This is a genomic window from Streptomyces sp. NPDC050485 (assembly GCF_044458185.1).
GTDB lineage: Bacteria > Actinomycetota > Actinomycetes > Streptomycetales > Streptomycetaceae > Streptomyces.
In genome coordinates, this window is the sequence record NZ_JBITHR010000046.1 from 8,267 (window position 1) to 30,051 (window position 21,785).

The window sequence follows — 21,785 nt, forward strand, 5'->3', positions numbered from 1 at the left end:
CATCCCTTCGCGTTGAGGAACAGAATTCAGATGACGACAGACGTGAACAAGCTCCGCGACTACCTCAAGCGTGCCACCGTCGATCTGCGTCACGCGCGCCAGCGACTGCGTGAGGCCGAGAGCAAGAACCGCGAACCGATCGCGATCGTGGGCATGAGTTGCCGCTTCCCCGGCGGCGTCCGGTCCCCGGAGGACCTGTGGGACCTGGTCGCGTCGGGCGGCGACGCGATATCCGGCTTCCCCACCGACCGGGGCTGGGATCTCGACGCGCTCTACGACCCGGACCCCGAGAACCCGGGGACGAGCTACGCGAAGGAAGGCGGATTCCTCTACGAGGCAGGCGAGTTCGACCCCGCGTTCTTCGGGATCGGCCCGCGCGAGGCCCTCGCCATGGACCCCCAGCAGCGGCTCATCCTGGAGGCCTCCTGGGAGGCGGTGGAGCGGGCCGAACTGGACCCGCTGTCCCTGCGCGGCAGCCGCACCGGGGTGTTCGCCGGAGTCATGTACCACGACTACGTCTCCCGGCTCCCGGCGATGCCCGAAGGCGTCGAGGGGTACGTCAGCACCGGCAACACCGGCAGCGTCGTCTCCGGCCGCATCGCCTACACCCTGGGACTGGAAGGCCCGGCCGTGACCATCGACACGGCCTGCTCCTCCTCCCTCGTGGCGCTGCACCTCGCCGTCCAGGCCCTGCGCCAGGGCGAGTGCGACCTGGCGCTCGCGGGCGGTGTGACCGTGATGGCCGGGCCGACGACGTTCGTCGAGTTCAGCCGCCAGCGCGGGCTGTCGCCCGACGGTCGCTGCCGGGCGTTCTCGGCGTCAGCCGAAGGCACCGGCTGGTCCGAGGGCGTCGGCATGCTGCTCGTCGAGCGGCTCTCCGACGCGGTCCGGCTGGGCCACCCGGTGCTGGCCGTCGTCCGGGGCTCCGCCGTCAACCAGGACGGCGCGAGCAACGGCCTCACCGCGCCCAACGGTCCCGCCCAGCAGCGCGTCATCCACCAGGCCCTGGCCAATGCCCTGCTGTCCCCGTCCGACGTGGACATCGTCGAGGCCCACGGCACCGGCACCACGCTCGGCGACCCGATCGAAGCCCAGGCGCTGCTGGCGACCTACGGCCAGGACCGGCCGGGGGACCAGCCGCTGTGGCTCGGCTCCGTCAAGTCCAACCTCGGGCACACCCAGGCGGCGGCCGGCGTCGCCGGGATCATCAAGATGGTGCAGGCGCTGCGCCACGGCGTGCTGCCGAAGACCCTGCACGCCGACGAGCCGACCCCGCACGTCGACTGGTCGGCCGGGGCCGTCTCGCTGGTCACCGAGAACGCCGCCTGGCCCGACACCGGCAGGCCCCGGCGCGCCGGCGTCTCCGCCTTCGGCGTCAGCGGCACCAACGCGCACATCGTCGTCGAACAGCACCTCGCCACCGCGGAACAGCCGGACGCCGAAGCTGTAGCCGCAGCCGCAGCGCCCTCCGGTGCGGCCCCCGCGGCCGGAGCACCTTCCGGCGAGGCCCACACCGCCGACGCGGCGGGCACCGGGCTTCCCCTCATCCCGTGGACCCTCTCCGGCAAGAACGCCGCGGCCCTCGCGGCACAGGCCGCCCGGCTCCGCTCCCACCTGGCCGCCGGACAGCCCGCCGCCGACGGCGCCCTCGACATCGCGTACTCCCTCGCCACCACCCGTACCGCCTTCCCCCACCGCGCCGTGCTCCTCGCGCCGGACCGGGCCGGCCTCGACCGGGCCCTGGACGCCCTCGCTGACGGGGATCTCGACGCCGTCGGCACCGGCCTGGTGCGCGGCACCGCGGACGACACCCGGCAGGTCGCCTTCGTGTTCCCCGGCCAGGGCTCCCAGTGGGTGGGCATGGCCGTCGAACTCCTCGACACCGCACCGGTCTTCCGCGAGCGCATCCGCCAGTGCGAGGAGGCCCTCGCACCCCACGTCGACTGGTCGCTGACGGACGTCCTGCGGGGCGCGCCCGGAGCCCCCGGCTTCGACCGGGTCGACGTGGTCCAGCCCGTCCTGTTCGCCGTCATGGTCTCGCTGGCCGAGCTGTGGCGCTCCCACGGCGTCCGCCCCTCGGCGGTCGCCGGCCACAGCCAGGGCGAGATCGCCGCCGCGTGCGTCGTCGGCGCGCTCTCCCTGGCGGACGCCGCGAAGGTGGTGGCGCTGCGCAGCCAGGCGCTGACCGCACTCTCCGGCCGGGGCGGCATGCTGTCCGTCGCCCTGCCGCTGGAGCAGCTCACGCCCAGGATGGCGCACTGGGGCGAGCGGCTGTCCGTCGCCGCCGTGAACAGCCCGACGTCGATCGTCGTCTCGGGCGATTCCGACGCGCTCACCGAACTGCGCGACGCCCTGCACGCCGACGACATCCGGGCCCGGCTGATCGCCGTGGACTACGCCTCCCACTCCGCGCACGTCGAGGCGGTCCGCGAGCGTGTCCTCGACGCGCTGGCCGACATCACTCCGCAGGCGTGCGACGTGCCGTTCTACTCCACGGTCACCGGCACGGTCGTGGACACCGACGGACTCGACGCCGAGTACTGGTACCGCAGCCTGCGCCAGACCGTGCGGTTCGAACAGGTCACCCGCGCCCTCGTACAGGACGGGCACAGTGCCCTCATCGAGGTCAGCGCGCACCCGGTGCTGACCATCGGCATCCAGGAGACCCTCGACGACCTGGGCGGCAACGCCGTCACCCTCGGCACGCTGCGCCGCGACGAGGGAGGCGCCGCGCGCTTCCTGCGCTCCGCCGCCGAGGCCCACACCCACGGCGTCGCTCTCGACTGGGCGGCCGTCTTCGCCGGCACCGGCGCCCGCCGGGTCCAACTGCCCACCTACGCCTTCCAGTACGAGCGGTACTGGCTCGACGCCCCGCACACCGCCGCGGACGCCGCGGGCCTCGGCCTCGCCTCGTCCGACCACCCGCTGCTGGGCGCCGTCGTCAGCCTCGCCGACTCCGACGGCCTGCTACTGACGGGCCGGCTGGCCACGCACACCCACCCCTGGCTCGCCGACCACGTCGTGATGGGCGCGATCATCCTGCCCGGTACGGCCTTCGTGGAACTCGCAGTCCGCGCGGGCGACCACGTAGGCTGCGACAGCCTGGCCGAACTCACCCTCCAGGCACCGCTGATCCTGCCCGAGCAGGGTGGTGTCGTCGTACAGGTCGCGGTCGGCCCGGCCGACGGATCGGGCGACCGGAACTTCACCATCCACTCGCGCCTCGACAGCGCCGCTCCCGAGGACAGCTGGACCTGCCACGGCACCGGCGTGCTGACGTCGGCCCCCGACGCCCAGCCCCCCGCAGAGGACCCGGCCGTCTGGCCGCCCGCCGGCGCGACCCCCGTCGAACTCGGCGACTTCTACCCCGAGCTCGCCGCCCGCTCCTTCGCTTACGGCCCCGTCTTCCAGGGCCTGCGCGCCGCCTGGCGCCGCGGCGACGAGGTCTTCGCCGAGGTGGCTCTGCCCACGGACGCCGCTGCCCCGTCCGACGCCGCGAAGTACGGGCTGCACCCGGCCCTGCTCGACGCGGCGCTGCACAGCGTCGGCTTCGGCCCGCTCGGCGACATGGGAACCGGGCGGATGGCCTTCTCCTGGGAGAACGTACGCCTGCACACCACCGGAGCCACCCGGCTGCGGGTCCGGCTGACACCGGTCGGCACCGACGCCGTGGCCGTCACCGCCGCGGACGGCAGCGGCCGGGCCGTGGCCAGCGTCGGCACGCTCACCTTCCGCGAAGTGCGCGAGGAACACCTGCGGGCCGCGCTCACCGACCACCACGAATCCCTCTACCGCGTGGACTGGCCCGTCCTGCCGCTCGCGGACGCCGCGCCCGGCGCCACCGCGCACTGGGCCGTCGTCGGCGTCACCCCGGAGGCGGACGCCGACGAGGTCGCCGACGCCCTACGGAGCGCGGGCCTGCGGCCGGACGCCCACCCCGACCTGGCCACCCTCGCCGAAGCGATCGCGGCGGGCGCGCCCGTGCCCGAGACCGTGGCCGCCGTCGTCCCCACAGCCGACCCATCCGACGCATCCGACGCCGACGCCGTCCGGGCGACCGCGCGGAGTGCCCTCGCTCTCGTCCAGGCCTGGCTCGCCGACGAACGGTTCGCCAACTCCCGGCTGGTCGTGCTCACCCGCGACGCCGTCCCGGTACCGCGCGCCGCCGAGGACCGCGTACGGGAGACGCGGCCCGCGCACGCGCCCGTGTGGGGTCTGATCCGCTCCGCCCAGTCCGAACACGCGGACCGCCTGATCCTGGCCGACACCGACGGCGAGCCGGACTCCCTGCGCCGCATCGCCGCGGCCGTCGCCACCGGGGAGCCCCAACTGGCCCTGCGCGCGGGCCGGATGTCCGTACCGCGGCTGGCCCGGGTGCCCGTCGCCACCGAACCCGCCCCCGCCCGCGTCCTGGACCCGCAGGGCACCGCGCTGATCACCGGAGGCACCGGCGCGCTCGGCAAACTCGTCGCCGCGCACCTCATCACCACCCACGGCATCGGGAACATCGTCCTCACCAGCCGCCGAGGCCCCGACGCCGCCGGAGCCGCCGAACTGCGGGACGAACTCGCGGCACTCGGCGCCACCGTCACCATCGCCGCCTGCGACGCCGCCGACCGGGACGCCCTGGCGGCTCTCCTCGCGGGCCTGCCCGCCGACCGGCCGCTCACCGTCGTCGTCCACGCCGCAGCCGTGGTGGCCGGCGGACTCGTCGACGCCCTCACCCCGGACGACCTCGACCAGGTCCTGCGGCCCAAGGTCGACGCCGCGCTCAACCTCCACGCACTCACCCGCGACCTGGACCTCTCGGCCTTCGTCCTCTTCTCCTCCTTCGCCGGTACGCTCGGCGGCGCCGGACAGGCCGCCTACGCGGCGGGCAACGCCTTCCTGGACGCTCTCGCCCACCAGCGCCGCGCCCAGGGCCTCCCGGCCTCCGCCCTCGCCTGGGGCGTCTGGGACGAGCGCGGCGACCAGACCCGCCTGGAGACGGGCGACCTGCGCCGCATGGCCCGCGCCGGTCTCATCCCGCTCGGCGCGGAAGAGGGCCTGCGCCTCCTCGACACCGCCCGGACCCTGGACGACGCGGCCCTGGCGCCCGTACGCCTCGACCTGGCCGCGATGCGCGCCCAAGCGGCGGCGGGCCCCGTACCGGCCCTGCTGCGTGGGCTGATCCGCACGCCCTCCCGGCGCTCCGCGGAGACCGCGTCCGGCCCCGGCGGCCACTCCGCGGAGCTCTCCCGGCTGGCCGCGCTGCCGCCCGCCGAACGCAAGGACACCCTGCTCGCGCTCGTACGCAACCAGGTCGCCGCCGTACTCGGCCACTCCGCTCCCGAAGCCATCGACCCCGGCCGGGCCTTCCGCGAACTCGGCTTCGACTCCCTGGCCGCGATGGAACTCCGCAACCGGCTCGCCACCGCCACCGGAGTGCGGCTGCCCGCGACCGTCGTCTTCGACCACCCCACCCCCTCGTCGCTCGCCGGCCACCTGCTGGACGAGATCCCCGGCGGCCACCCGGGCACGGCCCTCGTCACGGCCGCGCCCGCCGCGCCCGGCCGCCTCCCCGGCGCGGACGCCGACGAGCCCATCGCCATCGTCGCGATGAGCTGCCGCCTGCCCGGCGAGGTCCGCAGCCCGGAGGACCTCTGGGACCTGGTGGCCAACGGCACCGACGCCATCACCGGCCTGCCCGTCAACCGGGGCTGGGACCTCGACGCGCTGTACGACCCGGACCCCGACCACCCGGGCACCAGCTACGTCCGGGAAGGCGGATTCCTGCACGACGCGGGCGACTTCGACCCCGAATTCTTCGGGATCTCCCCACGCGAGGCCCTCTCCATGGACCCCCAGCAGCGGTTGCTTCTGGAGACCTCGTGGGAGGCGTTCGAGCGGGCCGGCATCGACCCGGCCACGCTGCGCGGCAGCCGCACCGGAGTCTTCGCCGGTACCAACGGCCAGGACTACGCCATCGGTCTCTCCCAGCACGGCAGCGAGGGCATGGAGGGGCACCTCCTCACCGCCAACTCCGCCTCCGTCGTCTCGGGCCGGGTGGCCTACACGTTCGGTCTGGAGGGGCCGGCGGTGACGGTGGACACGGCGTGCTCCTCGTCGCTGGTCGCCCTGCACCTGGCGGCGCAGTCACTGCGCCGGGGCGAGTGCGACCTGGCCCTGGCCGGCGGCGTCACCGTCATGGCGACCCCGGGCGCACTGATCGGCTTCAGCCGCCAGCGCGGGCTGTCCCAGGACGCCCGCTGCCGCGCCTTCGCCGCATCGGCCGACGGCACCGGCCTGGCCGAGGGCGCGGGCATGCTGCTCGTGGAGCGCCTTTCGGACGCCCGCCGCAACGGCCACCGGGTGCTGGCGGTCGTACGGGGCTCGGCGATCAACCAGGACGGTGCGTCGAATGGTCTGACGGCTCCGAACGGCCCCGCGCAACAGCGGGTGGTCCGGCAGGCGCTGGCGAACGCGGGCCTGTCGGCCGGTGACGTCGACGTGGTCGAGGCACACGGCACGGGAACGACGCTCGGCGACCCGATCGAGGCGCAGGCCCTGCTGAAGGCCTACGGCAACGACCGCGCCGCCGACCGCCCGCTGTGGCTGGGGACGGTCAAGTCGAACATCGGTCATACGCAGGCGGCTGCGGGTGTGGCGGGTGTGATCAAGATGGTGGAGGCGATGCGGCATGGTGTGCTGCCGAAGACGCTGCATGCTGACGAGCCGTCGCCGCACGTGGACTGGTCGGCGGGTGCGGTGCGGCTGCTGACCGAGCCGGTGGAGTGGGCGGAGTACGGGCGTCCGCGCCGGGCGGGAGTGTCCTCGTTCGGCGTCAGCGGCACCAACGCCCACGTCATCGTCGAACAGGCAGCGGCCGAAGCGGCCGACGAGACGCGCCCCGAGCCGGGCGTCCGGCCGGCGGTCCCCTGGCTGATCTCCGCGAAGGACGAAAACGGCCTGCGGGCCCAGGCGGAACGCCTCCTCGGGTACGTCCAGTCCGCCCGCCGAACCGACGAGACCGACATCGCCCTCTCACTGGCGACCACGCGCGCCTCCTTCCCGCACCGCGTGGCAGTCATCGGAGCGGACCGCGAAGCGCTGGTCCGGGGGCTGACCGCCCTGGCACACGGAGACACCTCCGGCGCGCAGACCGTGAAGGGAACGGCGTCCGCCGGTGGCAGCCGGACCGCGTTCTTGTTCTCGGGGCAGGGGAGTCAGCGGTTGGGGATGGGGCGTGAGTTGTACGCGGCCTTCCCGGTGTTCGCCGAAGCGTTTGATGCGGTGTGTTCCGCACTGGATGCGCACCTTGAACAGCCCCTGAAAGGTGTGGTGTTCGGTGAGGACGCGGAGCTGCTGAGCCAGACGACCTATACGCAGGCGGCGTTGTTCGCGGTTGAGGTGGCGTTGTTCCGGTTGGTGGAGTCGTGGGGGGTTCGGCCGGATCTGGTGGCGGGGCATTCGGTGGGTGAGTTCGCGGCGGCCCACGTGGTGGGTGTGTTCTCGCTGGAGGATGCGGCGCGGTTGGTGGCGGCTCGGGGCCGTCTGATGCAGGCGCTCCCGGGTGGGGGTGTGATGGTGGCGGTGCAGGCCTCGGAGGATGAGGTACGGGCGCTTCTGGCCGGGTACGAGGACCGTGCGGGTATCGCGGCCGTCAACGGGCCGTCATCGGTGGTGGTTTCGGGTGCGGAGGATGCCGTGGCGGCGGTGGTCGGACGCCTGGAGGCTCAGGGCCGTAAGACGAAGGCGTTGTCCGTCTCGCACGCGTTCCACTCGCCGTTGATGGATCCGGTGCTCAGCGACTTCCGCAAGGTCGTGGAGACGGTTGCCTTCGGCGCCCCGCGCGTGCCTCTTGTCTCCACCCTCACCGGGTGTGTGGTGTCTGCGGAGGAGTTCTGTTCCGTCGATTACTGGGTGCGTCACGTCCGTGAGGCGGTTCGTTTCGCGGATGCCGTGACCTCCCTCGCCGACGAGGGCGTGAGTACGTTCCTGGAGATCGGCCCCGGCGGAGCACTCACCGCTATGGCGCAGGACTCCGTGGACGAGCACGCGGTCACGGTTCCTCTGCTGCGTGCGGACCGCGCCGAGGACCTGGCCGTCACCGCCGCCCTCGCTCAACTCCACGTCCACGGGACGCCCGTCGACTGGACGGCCGTGTTCGCCGGGCGTGGCGCCCGGCGCGTCGACCTGCCCACCTACGCCTTCCGGCACACGCCGTACTGGCTGCTCCCCGCCGACCCGCACGAGACCGGCCCCGTGGTGGTCGACCCGGCGGAGGCCGAGTTCTGGGACGTGGTGGAGAGCCAGGATCTGGCAGCCCTCACCGCGCAGTTGGAGCTCGACGGGGACTCTCCGCTCAGCTCCGTACTGCCCGCCCTGTCCCAGTGGCGCCGGCAGCAGCGGGACCAGTCCGTCGTCGACGGCCGGCGTTACCGGATCTCGTGGAAGCCGCTCACCGGCCGGGAGGCGGCCGAACTGACCGGTGCCTGGCTGCTCGTCGTCCCGACGGGCGCCGAGGAGGACCGTATGGTCGCCGACGTCACGGCCGCCCTGTCGCGCCACGGCGCCGACGTCGTACCGCTGGTCGTAGGCGCCGACGAGGACCGGCAGGCGCTGGCCGGACGCCTGCGCCTGGAGCCCGGTGACGCCTCACCGGTCGGCGTCCTGTCGCTGCTCGCGCTCGCCGAGGAGCCGCACCCCGCACACCCGGAGCTGCCCACCGGTCTCGCCCTGACCACCCTGCTCGTTCAGGCGCTGGGCGACGCGGAGGTGTCCGCACCGCTCTGGTGCGTCACCACGGGAGCGGTCACGGTCGGCCGCTCGGACCCGCTGACCAGCCCTGACCAGGGCATGGTCTGGGGACTCGGCCGTTCGGTGGCTCTGGAGTTCCCCGAGCGCTGGGGCGGACTTGTCGACCTGGCCGGTGCGCTGGACGAGCGGACGGCACGCCGTCTGGTGTCCGTGCTGTCCGCACCCGCTGCGCAGGACCAGGAGGACCCGGAGGATCAGCTCGCGGTCCGGCCCTCCGGGGTCTTCGTCCGGCGTCTGGTGCGTGCCCTCACCGGTGCCGTACCCGCGGACAAGGCCTGGCAGCCGCGCGGCACCGTACTGATCACCGGCGGTACCGGCGCGCTGGGCGCGCAGGTGGCGCGGCACGTGGCCCGGGGCGGCGCCGAACACGTCGTGCTGACCAGTCGGCGGGGCCCCGAGGCTCCCGGAGCAGCCGAACTCGTCGCCGAGATCGAAGAGTTGGGCGCCAAGGTCACCGTCGTGGCCTGCGACGTCTCCGACTGCGAGGCGGTCGCCGACCTGCTCTGGTCGCTGCCCGAGGACCGGTATCCGCTGACAGCGGTGGTGCACGCGGCAGGCATGCCGCAGTTCGCGCCCACCGACACCCTGGGCCTCGGCGACCTCGCGGACGTCGTCTCCGCCAAGGTGGCGGGCGCGACGCACCTCGACCAACTGCTCGGTGACCGACCGCTGGACGCCTTCGTCCTCTTCTCGTCGGTGGCCGGCGTGTGGGGCAGCGGCAGCCAGGCCGCCTACTCGGCCGCCAACGCGTACCTCGACGGACTCGCCGAGCAGCGGCGCTCCCGCGGCCTCGCCGCCACGGCGGTGGCCTGGGGCCCCTGGGCGGACGGCGGCATGGTGGGCGACGGCGAGGCGGAAGCACACCTGCGCCGCCGCGGTCTGCCGGCGATGTCCCCGGACACCGCGATCGCCGCCCTCCAGCGGGCGCTGGACCACGACGACACCGCGGTCGTCGTCGCGGACGTCAGCTGGGACCGGTTCGCGCCCGCATTCACCGTCGCACGGCCCAGTCCACTCCTCGCCGACCTGCCGGAGGTACGCGAGGCCCTCGCCGAGGCCGAGTCGTCGACCGCGGGCGCCGGAGGCCGGGCCGACACCGCGGCGTCCTCCCTCGGCGCCGAGCTCGCGGGCCTCGCGGAACCGGAGCGCCGACGCCTGCTTCTCGATCTCGTCAGGGCTGAAGTGGCCACGGCGCTCGGCCACTCGGGCCGGGACGCGGTGGCCTCCGACCGGTCCTTCAAGGACCTCGGGTTCGACTCGCTCACCGCTGTCGAACTGCGCAACCGGCTGAACGCGGTCACCGGACTGCGGCTGCCGACCACCCTGGTCTTCGACCACCCCAACGCGGCCGCGCTCGCCGCCTTCCTGGCCGCCGAGATGTCCGGCCACGCCGGCACCGTCAGCGCGAGCGGCGCCGCGCCGACGGCGCGTTCTGGGGCGGCCCTCGACGAGCCGATCGCGATCGTCGCCATGAGCTGCCGGTTCCCGGGCGGCGCGGACTCACCCGAGCAGCTGTGGCAGCTCCTCGTGGACGGCGTCGACGCCGTGTCGACGTTCCCCGCCGACCGAGGCTGGAACCTCGACGCCCTCTACGACCCGGACCCCGAACACCCCGGCACCACCTACGTCAACGAGGGCGCGTTCCTCTACGACGCCGGCCACTTCGACTCCACGTTCTTCGGGATCTCCCCGCGCGAGGCCCTCGCCATGGACCCGCAGCAGCGGCTGCTCCTGGAAGCCGCCTGGGAAGCCCTGGAACGGGCCCGGCTCGCACCCTCCTCGGTGCGCGGCAGCCGAACCGGCGTCTTCATCGGCTCCGGCTACCAGGGATACGGCGCAGGGCTGGGCGACCTGCCCGACGGTGTCGAGGGACACCTCCTCACCGGCGCCTCCAGCAGCGTCATGTCGGGCCGGATCGCGTACTCCCTCGGTCTTGAGGGGCCCGCGATGACCGTGGACACGGCATGCTCCTCCTCGCTGGTCGCGCTGCACCTGGCCACGCAGGCCCTGCGCCAGGGCGAGTGCGAGCTCGCGCTGGTCGGCGGCGCGGCCGTGATGGCGAGCCCCAACGCCTTCGTCGAGTTCAGCCGGCAGCGCGGGCTGGCCGCCGACGGCCGCTGCAAGCCGTTCGCGGCCTCGGCCGACGGCACGGGCTGGGGCGAGGGCGTCGGCATGCTGCTGGTGGAGCGCCTGTCGGACGCGCTGCGCAACGGCCACCCGGTACTGGCGGTCGTGCGGGGCAGCGCGGTCAACCAGGACGGCGCCTCCAACGGGCTGACCGCCCCGAACGGCCCGGCGCAGCAGCGGGTGATCCGCCAGGCCCTCGCGAACGCGGGGCTGTCGACCGCCGACGTGGACGCGGTCGAGGCGCACGGCACCGGCACCGCGCTCGGCGACCCGATCGAGGCGCAGGCGCTGCTGGCGACGTACGGTCAGGACCGGCCGCAGGACCGGCCGCTGTGGCTGGGCTCGCTCAAGTCGAACATCGGCCATACCCAGGCCGCTTCCGGCGTGGCCAGTGTGATCAAGACCGTGATGGCACTGCGGCACGGCATGCTGCCGAAGACGCTGCACGTGGATGCGCCGTCGCCGCACGTCGACTGGTCGGCGGGCGCGGTACGCCTGCTCACCGAGCCCGTGGCCTGGACGGAGAACGGCCACCCGCGCCGGGCGGCGGTCTCCTCCTTCGGGGTCAGCGGCACCAACGCCCACACCATCATCGAGCAGGCCCCGGCCACCCCGCGCGGCGAAGCGGAAGGTGACGGGACGCCCGCCGAAGAGCGGTACCTGTCCTGGGTGGTGTCCGGCAAGGACGAAGCGTCCCTGCGGGCACAGGCGCGCAACCTCCTGGCCCACACGGCGCACCACCCCGACCTCGCTCCGGCGGACCTCGCCCTCTCGCTGGCCGAGTCCCGCACCGCCATGACACACCGCGCGGTCGTGCTCGGCCGGACCACGGGCGAACTGGCAGCGGGCCTGCAGGCGCTGAGCAAGGGGGAGTCGGCCGCGGACCTCGTACGGGGCGTCGCGCGCCCGGCGGAAGGACGTACGGCGTTCCTGTTCTCGGGGCAGGGGAGTCAGCGGTTGGGGATGGGGCGTGAACTGTACGCGGCCTTCCCGGTGTTCGCGGATGCCTTCGACGCGGTGTGTGCTCATGTGGACGGTCATCTGGAGCGTCCGTTGCGGGATGTCGTCTTCGGTGAGGACGCGGAACTGCTGAACCAGACCACCTATACGCAGCCGGCGTTGTTCGCGGTCGAGGTCGCGTTGTTTCGGTTGGTGGAGTCGTGGGGGGTCCGGCCGGATCTGCTGGCTGGGCATTCGGTGGGCGAGTTCGCCGTCGCGCATGTGGCGGGGGTGTTCTCGCTCGAAGACGCGGCGCGGCTGGTGGCCGCGCGTGGCCGCCTGATGCAGGCACTCCCTGACGGGGGTGTCATGGTCGCTGTGCAGGCCTCGGAAGAGGAGGTACGGGTCCTGCTGGCCGGGTACGAGGACCGTGCGGGTATTGCGGCGGTCAACGGGCCCTCGGCGGTGGTGGTTTCGGGATCCGGGGACGCCGTATCGGCGGTCGTCGGACGCCTGGAGGCCCAGGGCCGCAAGACGAAGGCGCTGTCCGTCTCGCACGCGTTCCACTCTCCGCTCATGGACTCGATGCTGGCCGACTTCCGCAAGGTCGTGGAGACGGTCACCTTCGGCGCCCCGCGCGTGCCGGTCGTCTCCACGCTCACCGGTCGCCCTGTGTCGGCGGAGGAGTTCTGCTGCGCCGACTACTGGGTGCGTCACGTCCGGGAGGCGGTCCGTTTCGCGGACGCTGTCACCTCCCTCGCCGACGAGGGCGTGAGTACGTTCCTGGAGATCGGGCCGGGCGGGGTACTGACCGCCATGGCCCAGGCGGTCCTTGATGACGGTCCCGTCGTCGTCCCCGTACTGCGTGCGGACCGCGCCGAGGATGTGGCGGTCACCACTGCCCTCGCTCAACTCCACGTCCACGGAAGGCCCGTCGACTGGACGGCCGTCTTCGCCGGGCGCGGTGCCCGACGCGTGGACCTTCCCACGTACGCCTTCCAGCGCGAGCACTACTGGCTCGAAACGGCCGCGGCCCCCGCCGTGGCTGCCGGCGGGGCCGGATCCGGCGGCGCGGCGGAAGCGGAGTTCTGGGAGGCCGTCGAGAGCGGGCGGCCCGAGGCACTCGCCGAGCGGCTGGGCGTGGAGACCGGGGCGTCGCTGGATTCGCTGTTCGGGGCGCTCTCCACCTGGCGCCAGGAGAGCCGCACCCGTTCCACGCTGGACGGCTGGCGCTACCACGCGGTGTGGCAGCCGCTCGCCGACACGCCGTCCGGGCCGCTGTCGGGCACTTGGCTGGTCGTGGCCCCGGACGCCGAGGCCGCCGAGCCGTACGCCCGTACGCTGCGCGACCGGGGTGCCGGGCCGCTGTGCGTCACTGTCTGCGACCCGGGGGCCGACCGCGAGGCGCTCACCGCGCTGCTGCGGGACGCGGTGGCCGCGGGCGGGGTACCCGTGGCCGGCGTGCTGTCCCTGCTGGCGCTCGACGAAGGTACTCACCCGGTCCACACCGGCCTGCCGACCGGCCTGACGGCCACCGTCGCGCTCGTGCAGGCCCTGGGCGCGCTTGAGCTGGACGCGCCGCTGTGGTGCGTCACCGGCGGCGCCGTGTCGGTGAGCGGCTCCCAGCCGGTCACGAGGCCGCTCCAGGCCCTCGTATGGGGCCTCGGGCGGGCGGTCGCGCTGGAGACCCCGCAGCGTTGGGGCGGTCTGGTCGACCTGCCCGAGACTCCGGACGAGCGGGCGCTCGCGCGGCTGGCCGACGTGCTCGGCGGAGCCGGCGGCGAGGACCAGCTCGCGGTACGCGCCTCCGGGGTGCTGGTGCGCAGGCTGGCACGGATGCCCCGGGGTACGGGCGGCACCGACGGCGTCTGGAAGCCGCGCGGCACCGTACTGATCACCGGCGGTACGGGCTCGCTCGGCGGGCACGCCGCCCGGTGGCTGGCCCGGGGCGGCGCCGAGCACCTGGTCCTCACCAGCAGGCGCGGTGCGGCGGCCGAAGGCGCGTCCGAACTCTCCGCCGAACTCAGGGAGTTGGGGGCGAGGGTGACGGTCGCCGCATGCGATGTCGCCGACCGTGCGGCACTCGCGGACCTGCTGGACAGGCTCGCCGACGACCCGGCACCGCTCACCGCCGTCGTGCACGCCGCAGGGCTTCCGCAGTTCGCCGCCGTCGCGGACACGAGCCTGCCGGAACTCGCCGCCGTCGTATCGGCCAAGGTCACCGGTGCGGTTCAGCTGGACGAACTGCTCGCCGACCGCGAGCTGGACGCGTTCATCCTCTTCTCGTCCGTCTCCGGAGTGTGGGGCAGCGGCAGCCAGGCCGCCTACTCCGCGGGCAACGCCTTCCTCGACGCGCTCGCCCAGCACCGCCGGGCCAGGGGACTCGCCGCGACCGCCGTGGCCTGGGGCCCCTGGGCCGAGGGCGGAATGGCCGCCGACGGCGGAGCCGAGGAGTACCTCCGGCGCAGCGGACTGCCCTCGCTCTCCCCGGCCCTCGCGGTCTCGGCGCTTCAACTCGCCATGGACCGCGACGAGACCGCGGTGGTGGTGGCGGACGTCGACTGGCCGAGGTTCGCACCGTCCTTCACGATCGGCCGGCCGAGCGCGCTGCTCGCCGGCCTCCCCGAGGCCCGGGCGGCGCTGGACGGCGCCGAAGCCGACGGTGACGTCGGCAGTGCCCGGGGCGACGGCGCCACCACCGCCGCCGCGGACCTCGTGCGGAGGCTGTCCGGCCGCACCCCGGAGGACCGGCACGACCTGCTGCTTGAGCTGGTCCAGAAGGAGGCCGCCGCCGTACTGGGATACCCGCGCACGGACGCGATCGAGCCCGACCGCGCCTTCAGGGACCTCGGCTTCGACTCGCTCACCGCGGTCGAACTCCGCAACCGGATCGGCACCGCGACCGGGCTGCGGCTCCCGATGACGATGGTCTTCGACCACCCCACCCCGGCCGCGCTCACCGACCGGCTGCTCGGCGAGCTGCTCCCCGAAGGAGCCGGCGACGGCCACCCGGACGAAGCCCGCGTACGGCAGGCCCTCGCGTCGATCTCGCCGGCCCGCCTGCGGGAAGCCGGGCTGCTGGACGCCCTGCTGGACCTGGCACGGCCGTCCGGCGGCGGGACACGTCCGGACGGCGCGCACGGCGCATCCGAACCCGCGAGCGGCCCGGACGCCGACTCCGCGATCGCGGAGATGGACCTCGAAAACCTCATCGAACTGGCGCTTGGCGACAGCGAATCCTGATCAACGGCCTGAGTACGGAGCACATGATGACCACACCGGACGAGAAGATCGTTCAGGCACTGCGGGCCTCCCTTCAGGAGACCGAACGGCTGCGCCGCCAGAACCGCAAACTGACGGCCGACTCCCGTGAACCCATCGCCATCGTCGCGATGAGCTGCCGCTTCCCGGGCGGGGTGACCTCGCCCGAGGAACTGTGGCGGCTGGTCGCGGACGGCGGCGACGCGATATCCGGCTTCCCCGCCGACCGGGGCTGGGACCTGGACGCGCTGTACGACCCCGACCCGGACCACGCGGGCACCTGCTACGTACGGCACGGCGGATTCCTGGACGGCGTCGGCGAGTTCGACGCCGGGTTCTTCGGCATTTCGCCGCGCGAGGCGCTGATGATGGACCCGCAGCAGCGACTGCTCCTGGAGACCGCCTGGGAAGCGTTCGAGCGGGCCGGCATCGACCCGGCGGCCCTGCGCGGCAGCCGCACCGGAGTCTTCGCCGGCACCAACGGCCAGGACTACGCGCGGCTGTCCACCTCCCCGGAGGACTTCGACGGATACCTGGGCACGGGCAACGCCGCGGCCGTCATCTCCGGACGCCTCGCCTACACCTTCGGCCTCGAAGGGCCCGCGGTCACGGTCGACACGGCGTGCTCTTCGTCGCTCGTCGCCCTGCACCTCGCCGCCCAGGCGCTGCGCAAGGGCGAATGCTCGCTGGCCCTGGTCAGCGGTGTGACGGTGATGTCCACCCCCGGCGCGTTCATGGAGTTCAGCCGGCAGCGCGGGCTGGCGGCCGACGGCCGGTGCAAGCCGTTCTCGGCCGCCGCCGACGGCACGGGCTGGAGCGAAGGCGTCGGCATGCTGCTCGTCGAGCGGCTCTCCGACGCCCGGCGAAACGGCCACCGTGTCCTGGCCGTGGTCCGGGGCAGCGCGGTCAACCAGGACGGCGCGTCCAACGGCCTGACCGCCCCCAGCGGCCCCGCGCAGCAGAAGGTCATCCGCCAGGCCCTGGCCAATGCCGGCCTCACCGGGGCGGACGTGGACGCCGTCGAGGCGCACGGCACCGGCACCTCGCTCGGCGACCCCATCGAAGCCCAGGCGCTGCTGGCGACGTACGGCCAGGACCGACCGGCCGCGCGGCCGCTGCTGCTCGGCGCGCTCAAGTCGAACATCGGCCACACCCAGGCCGCCGCGGGCGTCGCGGGTGTCATCAAGATGGTCATGGCGATGCACCACGGGGTCCTTCCGGGCACCCTGCACCTCGATGAGCCGTCGCCGCACGTGGACTGGTCGGCGGGCGCGGTCCGGCTGCTGACGGAGCCGGTCGCGTGGCCGCAGGGGGAGGGGCCGCGCCGGGCGGGCGTGTCCTCGTTCGGCGTGAGCGGCACCAACGCCCACGTCGTCCTGGAAGAGCCCTCCACCGAACCGGCTGCGGACGGGACGGCAGAGTCGGCCCCCGAGGCCGGCCGGCCCTCCCTGGCTCCCCTCCTCTGGCCGATCTCGGCCCGCAGCCCCGAGGCCCTTCCCGAACAGGCCCGGCGACTCCTCTCGTACGTACGGGAGCACCCGCGGACCCCGGCGGCCGACATCGCCCAGGCGCTGGTGACGACGCGTGCGGGGCTGCCCCATCGCGCCGCCGTCGTGGGCCGGGACCGCGACGAACTGCTCGCCGCTCTCACGGCCTTCGCCCGCCACGAGCCGACGGGCCAGGTCTTCGAGGGCACGGCGGCACGCAAGAGCAAGGTGGCGTTCCTGTTCTCGGGGCAGGGCAGCCAGCGACTGGGCATGGGGCGCGAGCTGTACGCCGCTTTCCCGGTGTTCGCCGACGCGTTCGACGCGGTGTGTTCCGCGCTGGACGCCCACCTCGAACTGCCCTTGAAGAGCGTGGTGTTCGGACAGGACGAGGACCTGCTGAACCGGACGGCGTGCACGCAGCCCGCGTTGTTCGCCATCGAGGTGGCGCTGTTCCGGCTGGTCGAGTCGTGGGGTGTGCGGCCCGATGTGCTGTCCGGGCACTCGGTGGGCGAGTTCGCCGCGGCCCATGTGGCGGGTGCGCTGTCGCTGGACGACGCGGCGAGGCTCGTGGCCGCGCGCGGCCGCCTGATGCAGGCACTCCCTGACGGGGGTGTCATGGTGGCCGTTCAGGCCTCGGAGGACGAGGTACGGGCCCTGCTGGCCGGGTACGAGGACCGCGCGGGCATCGCCGCGGTCAACGGGCCCTCGGCTGTGGTGGTTTCGGGTGCCGAGGACGCCGTGGCCGCAGTGGTCGAGCGGCTGTCGGCCGAACGCCGCAAGACGAAGGCGCTGTCCGTCTCGCACGCCTTCCACTCGCCGTTGATGGAGCCGATGCTGGCCGACTTCCGCAAGGTCGTCGAGGGCGTGACCTTCGCCGAGCCGGGCATTCCGGTGGTGTCCACGGTCACGGGCCGTCCGGTGACGCCAGGGGAGCTGGCCGACGCCGAGTACTGGGTGCGTCAGGTCCGCGCGGCCGTCCGCTTCGCGGACGCGGTGGGCGCGCTGTCGGACGCCGGTGCGTCGGTGTTCGTCGAGATCGGCCCCGGCGGCGTACTGACGGCTCTGGCACAGTCGCTGCTCGACACGCAGCCGGCGGTGGCCCTGCCGGTGCTCCGCACGGACCGCCCCGAGGACCTCGCGGTCGCCTCCGCGCTGGCCCAGCTCCACGTCCACGGTGTCGCGCTCGACTGGACCGCACTGCTCGGCGAGCGGAGCGCCGGACTCCCCGACCTGCCCACGTACGCGTTCCAGCGCCGCCGGTACTGGCTGGAGTCGACGGCCTTCTCGGGCGGGCAGCCCGATACCGGGGCGGTGGACCCGGCAGAGGCCGGGTTCTGGGAGGCCGTGGAGCGTTCCGACCTCGAAGCGTTCGCGCAGCGGCTCGATGTGGCGGACGACGCGCCGCTCAGCTCGGTGCTGCCCGCGCTCACCATGTGGCGACGCAGGAACCGCGAGCGGTCCACCCTGGACGGCCGGCGCTACCGGACCGGCTGGAAGCCCGCCGCGGCCGCGCCCACCGAGATCCGGTTACCCGGCACCTGGCTCGTCGCAGTGCCCGCCGGGCGCCTCGCCGACGACGACCCCTGGGTGGCCGCCGCGCTGCGGGCCCTGCGCGACCACGGCGCCGAGGTACGCCCCGTACCCGTGGAGCCGGGCTCCGGACGGGAGGACCTGGCCGACCGGTTGCGGACCGCGGTGGCCGGCGGGGCCGTCGCCGGAGTCCTCTCGCTGCTCGCCGTCGACGAGCAGCCGCACCCGGTGCACCCCGTACTTTCGGAGGGACTCGCCGCGACCCTGGCGCTCATCCAGGCCCTCGGCGACGCCGCCCTCGGCACACCCCTGTGGTGCGTGACCCGGGGCGCCGTGTCGACGGGCTCCTCCGACCCGCTCCGCAGCCCGCACCAGGCACAGGTCTGGGCACTCGGCCGCACCGCGGCACTGGAGCACTCCGCCCGCTGGGGCGGCCTGCTGGACCTGCCCGACGTGCTGGACGACCGCGCGGCACGGCGCTTCGCGGCAGCGCTCGCCGGCGCCCACGCGACCGAGGACCAGCTGGCGGTACGGGCCGCGGGCGTCTTCGTACGACGCCTGCTGCGCTCGCCGCAGGGCGCGGCCGGGCCTGAGGCGTCCGCCGGGTGGCAGCCGCGCGGGACCGTCGTGATCACCGGTGGAACCGGCGCCCTGGGCGCGCACGTGGCCCGCTGGCTGGCCGGCGCGGGCGCGGCGCACCTGGTGCTGACCAGCCGGCGTGGAGCAGCGGCGGCGGGCGCCGACGCGCTCCGCGCCGAACTGGAGGAGCGCGGCGCGAAGGTCACCATCGAGGCCTGCGACATCGCCGACCGGGACGCGGTGGCGCGGCTGCTCGACGGCCTTCCCCGGGAGCACCCGCTGACCGCCGTCGTGCACGCCGCCGGGGTGGGCACCCCCGGCATGCTGGCCGAGACGACGCCGCAGGAGTTCGCGGACGTCCTCGCGGCCAAGGCGGCGGGCGCGCGGCACCTGGACGACCTGCTGGGCGACCGACCGCTGGACGCCTTCGTCCTCTTCTCGTCGATCTCCGGCGTGTGGGGCGCGGCCGGGCAGGCGGCGTACGCGGTGGCGAACGCCTCCCTCGACGCGCTCGCCGAGCACCGCCGGGCGCGCGGGCTCACCGCCACGGCCGTGGCCTGGGGGCCGTGGGCAGGCGGCGGAATGGTCGAGGACGGCGATGCCGAGGAGCGGCTGCGCAAGCGCGGACTCCCCGCCCTCGACCCGCCGTCGGCACTCGCGGCGCTGCGCGGAGCCCTGGACGGCGACGAGACGGCGGTGACGGTGGCCGACGTCGCGTGGGAGCGCTTCGCCCCCTCCTTCACCCTCCTGCGGCCCAGCCCGCTGCTCGGCGAGATCCCCGAAGCCGCCGCCGCGCTGGCCGCGGCCGCGGCGGACTCGGCTCCGGACGGGGCAGGCCAGGGCGAACTGCCCGAGTTCGTCCGCCGGACCATGACCCTGACCGGGCCCGAGCAGGCCCGCGCGGTACTCGGACTCGTACGGCGCGAGGCGGCGGCCGTACTCGGCCACCAGGACACGGAGGCGGTCGCCGCCGACCGCGCCTTCCGCGAACTGGGCTTCGACTCCCTGACCGCCGTCGAACTGCGCAACCGGCTGAACATGGCGACCGGTGTCCACCTCCCGGCCACCCTCGTCTTCGACCACCCGTCCCCGGCCGTACTGGCCGCACACCTGCTGACCGAACTGACGGCGGCCGCCACCGGCAAGGCAGCCGTGAGCGCACGCCCCTCGGCAGCGGCCCGCACCACCGAGGACGACGAGCCCATCGCGATCGTCGCCATGAGCTGCCGCTACCCGGGCGACGTGCGCACCCCCGAGGACCTCTGGCGCCTCGTCGCCGAGGGCCGCGACGCGATCGGCGGCTTCCCCGCCGACCGGGGCTGGGACCTGGACTCCCTCTACGACCCGGACCCCGACCGGCCCGGCACGACCTACGCCAAGGACGGCGGCTTCCTCTACGACGTCGCCGACTTCGACCCGCAGTTCTTCGGGATCTCGCCGCGCGAGGCCCTCGCCATGGACCCGCAGCAGCGGCTGCTCCTCGAAATCGCCTGGGAGGCGTTCGAACGGGGCGGCCTCGACCCCACCTCGCTGCGGGGCAGCAGCACGGGCGTCTTCATCGGCTCCGGCTACCAGGACTACGCGGCGCGCCTGCTGAGTGTCCCGCAGGACCTGGAGGGCTACATCGGCACCGGAAGCTCCGGCAGCGTCGTCTCCGGCCGGATCGCCTACTCCTTCGGCCTTGAGGGGCCCACGCTGACGGTGGACACGGCGTGCTCGTCCTCGCTGGTCGCCCTGCACCTCGCCGCCCAGGCCCTGCGGCGCGGCGAGTGCGACCTGGCCCTGGCCGGCGGTGTGACGGTGATGTCCAGCCCCAACGCCTTCATCGAGTTCAGCCGGCAGCGCGGACTCGCCGCAGACGGCCGCTGCAAGTCCTTCGCGGCCGCGGCCGACGGGACCGGCTGGGGCGAGGGCGCGGGCATGCTGCTGGTGGAACGGCTGTCCGACGCCCGGCGCAAGGGCCACCAGGTGCTGGCGGTGGTGCGCGGGTCGGCCGTGAACCAGGACGGCGCTTCGAACGGCCTGACGGCCCCCAACGGGCCGGCACAGCAGCGAGTGATCCGCCAGGCGCTGGCCAGCGCCGGACTCGCGCCGGCCGACGTGGACGCGGTGGAGGCGCACGGCACCGGCACCAGGCTCGGCGACCCGATCGAGGCGCAGGCCCTGCTCGCCACGTACGGCCAGGACCGGCCCGCCGGCCGTCCGCTGCGGCTGGGTTCCCTCAAGTCGAACATCGGGCACACGCAGGCCGCCGCCGGCGTGGGCGGGATCATCAAGATGGTGCAGGCGATGCGGCACGGCGTCCTCCCCAGGACCCTGCACGTGGACGCGCCGACCCCGCATGTCGACTGGTCGGCGGGTTCGGTCGAGTTGCTGACCGAAACCGTCGACTGGACGGCCGACGCCGAGCGCACCCGCCGCGCCGGAATCTCCTCCTTCGGCGTGAGCGGCACCAACGCCCACGTCATCATCGAGCAGGCCCCGTCGGAGACCCCGGCCCCCGACGTCGAGGCACGCCCCGAGCCGGGCGTCGTCCCGTGGCTCATGGCCGGTACCAGCCCGGAAGCCCTCCGCGACCAGGCGGAACGCCTCCTCGCCCACATCGAGAGCCACCCGGAGCTGGAACCGGTCGACGTGGCCCTATCGTTGGCCACGTCGCGTGCTGCCCTGGAGCACCGCGCGGTGGTGCTCGGCGCCGCTCGGGAGGAGTTCCTGCCGGCGCTGCGCGCACTGGCGGCGCGCGACACGGCCGGACTGGCGGACCCGGCGCTCCGTGGCACTGCTTCCTCGGACCGCAAGGTGGCGTTCCTGTTCTCGGGGCAGGGGAGTCAGCGGCTGGGGATGGGGCGTGAACTGTATGTGGCCTTCCCAGTGTTCGCGGATGCCTTCGATGCGGTGTGTGCTCATGTGGACGGTCATCTGGAGCGTCCGTTGCGGGATGTCGTCTTCGGTGATGACCCCGCGTTGTTGAACCAGACCACCTATACGCAGCCGGCGTTGTTCGCGGTTGAGGTGGCGTTGTTCCGGTTGGTGGAGTCGTGGGGGGTTCGGCCGGATCTGGTG

The 21,785-nt window shown here is 74.0% G+C and carries 2 protein-coding genes; both read left to right on the top strand.

The annotated features are described in order from the left end of the window. The first annotated feature begins 42 nt into the window (after positions 1 to 42). Positions 43 to 15,108 (top strand): type I polyketide synthase, encoded by a 15,066-nt coding sequence (locus ACIBK6_RS40325; protein ID WP_399058122.1) that lies wholly within the window; start codon positions 43 to 45, stop codon positions 15,106 to 15,108. A gap of 8 nt (positions 15,109 to 15,116) precedes the next feature. Beyond that, positions 15,117 to 21,785, top strand: a 6,669-nt coding sequence (locus ACIBK6_RS40330) for a type I polyketide synthase (protein WP_399058124.1), incomplete at its 3' end; no start/stop codon positions are given.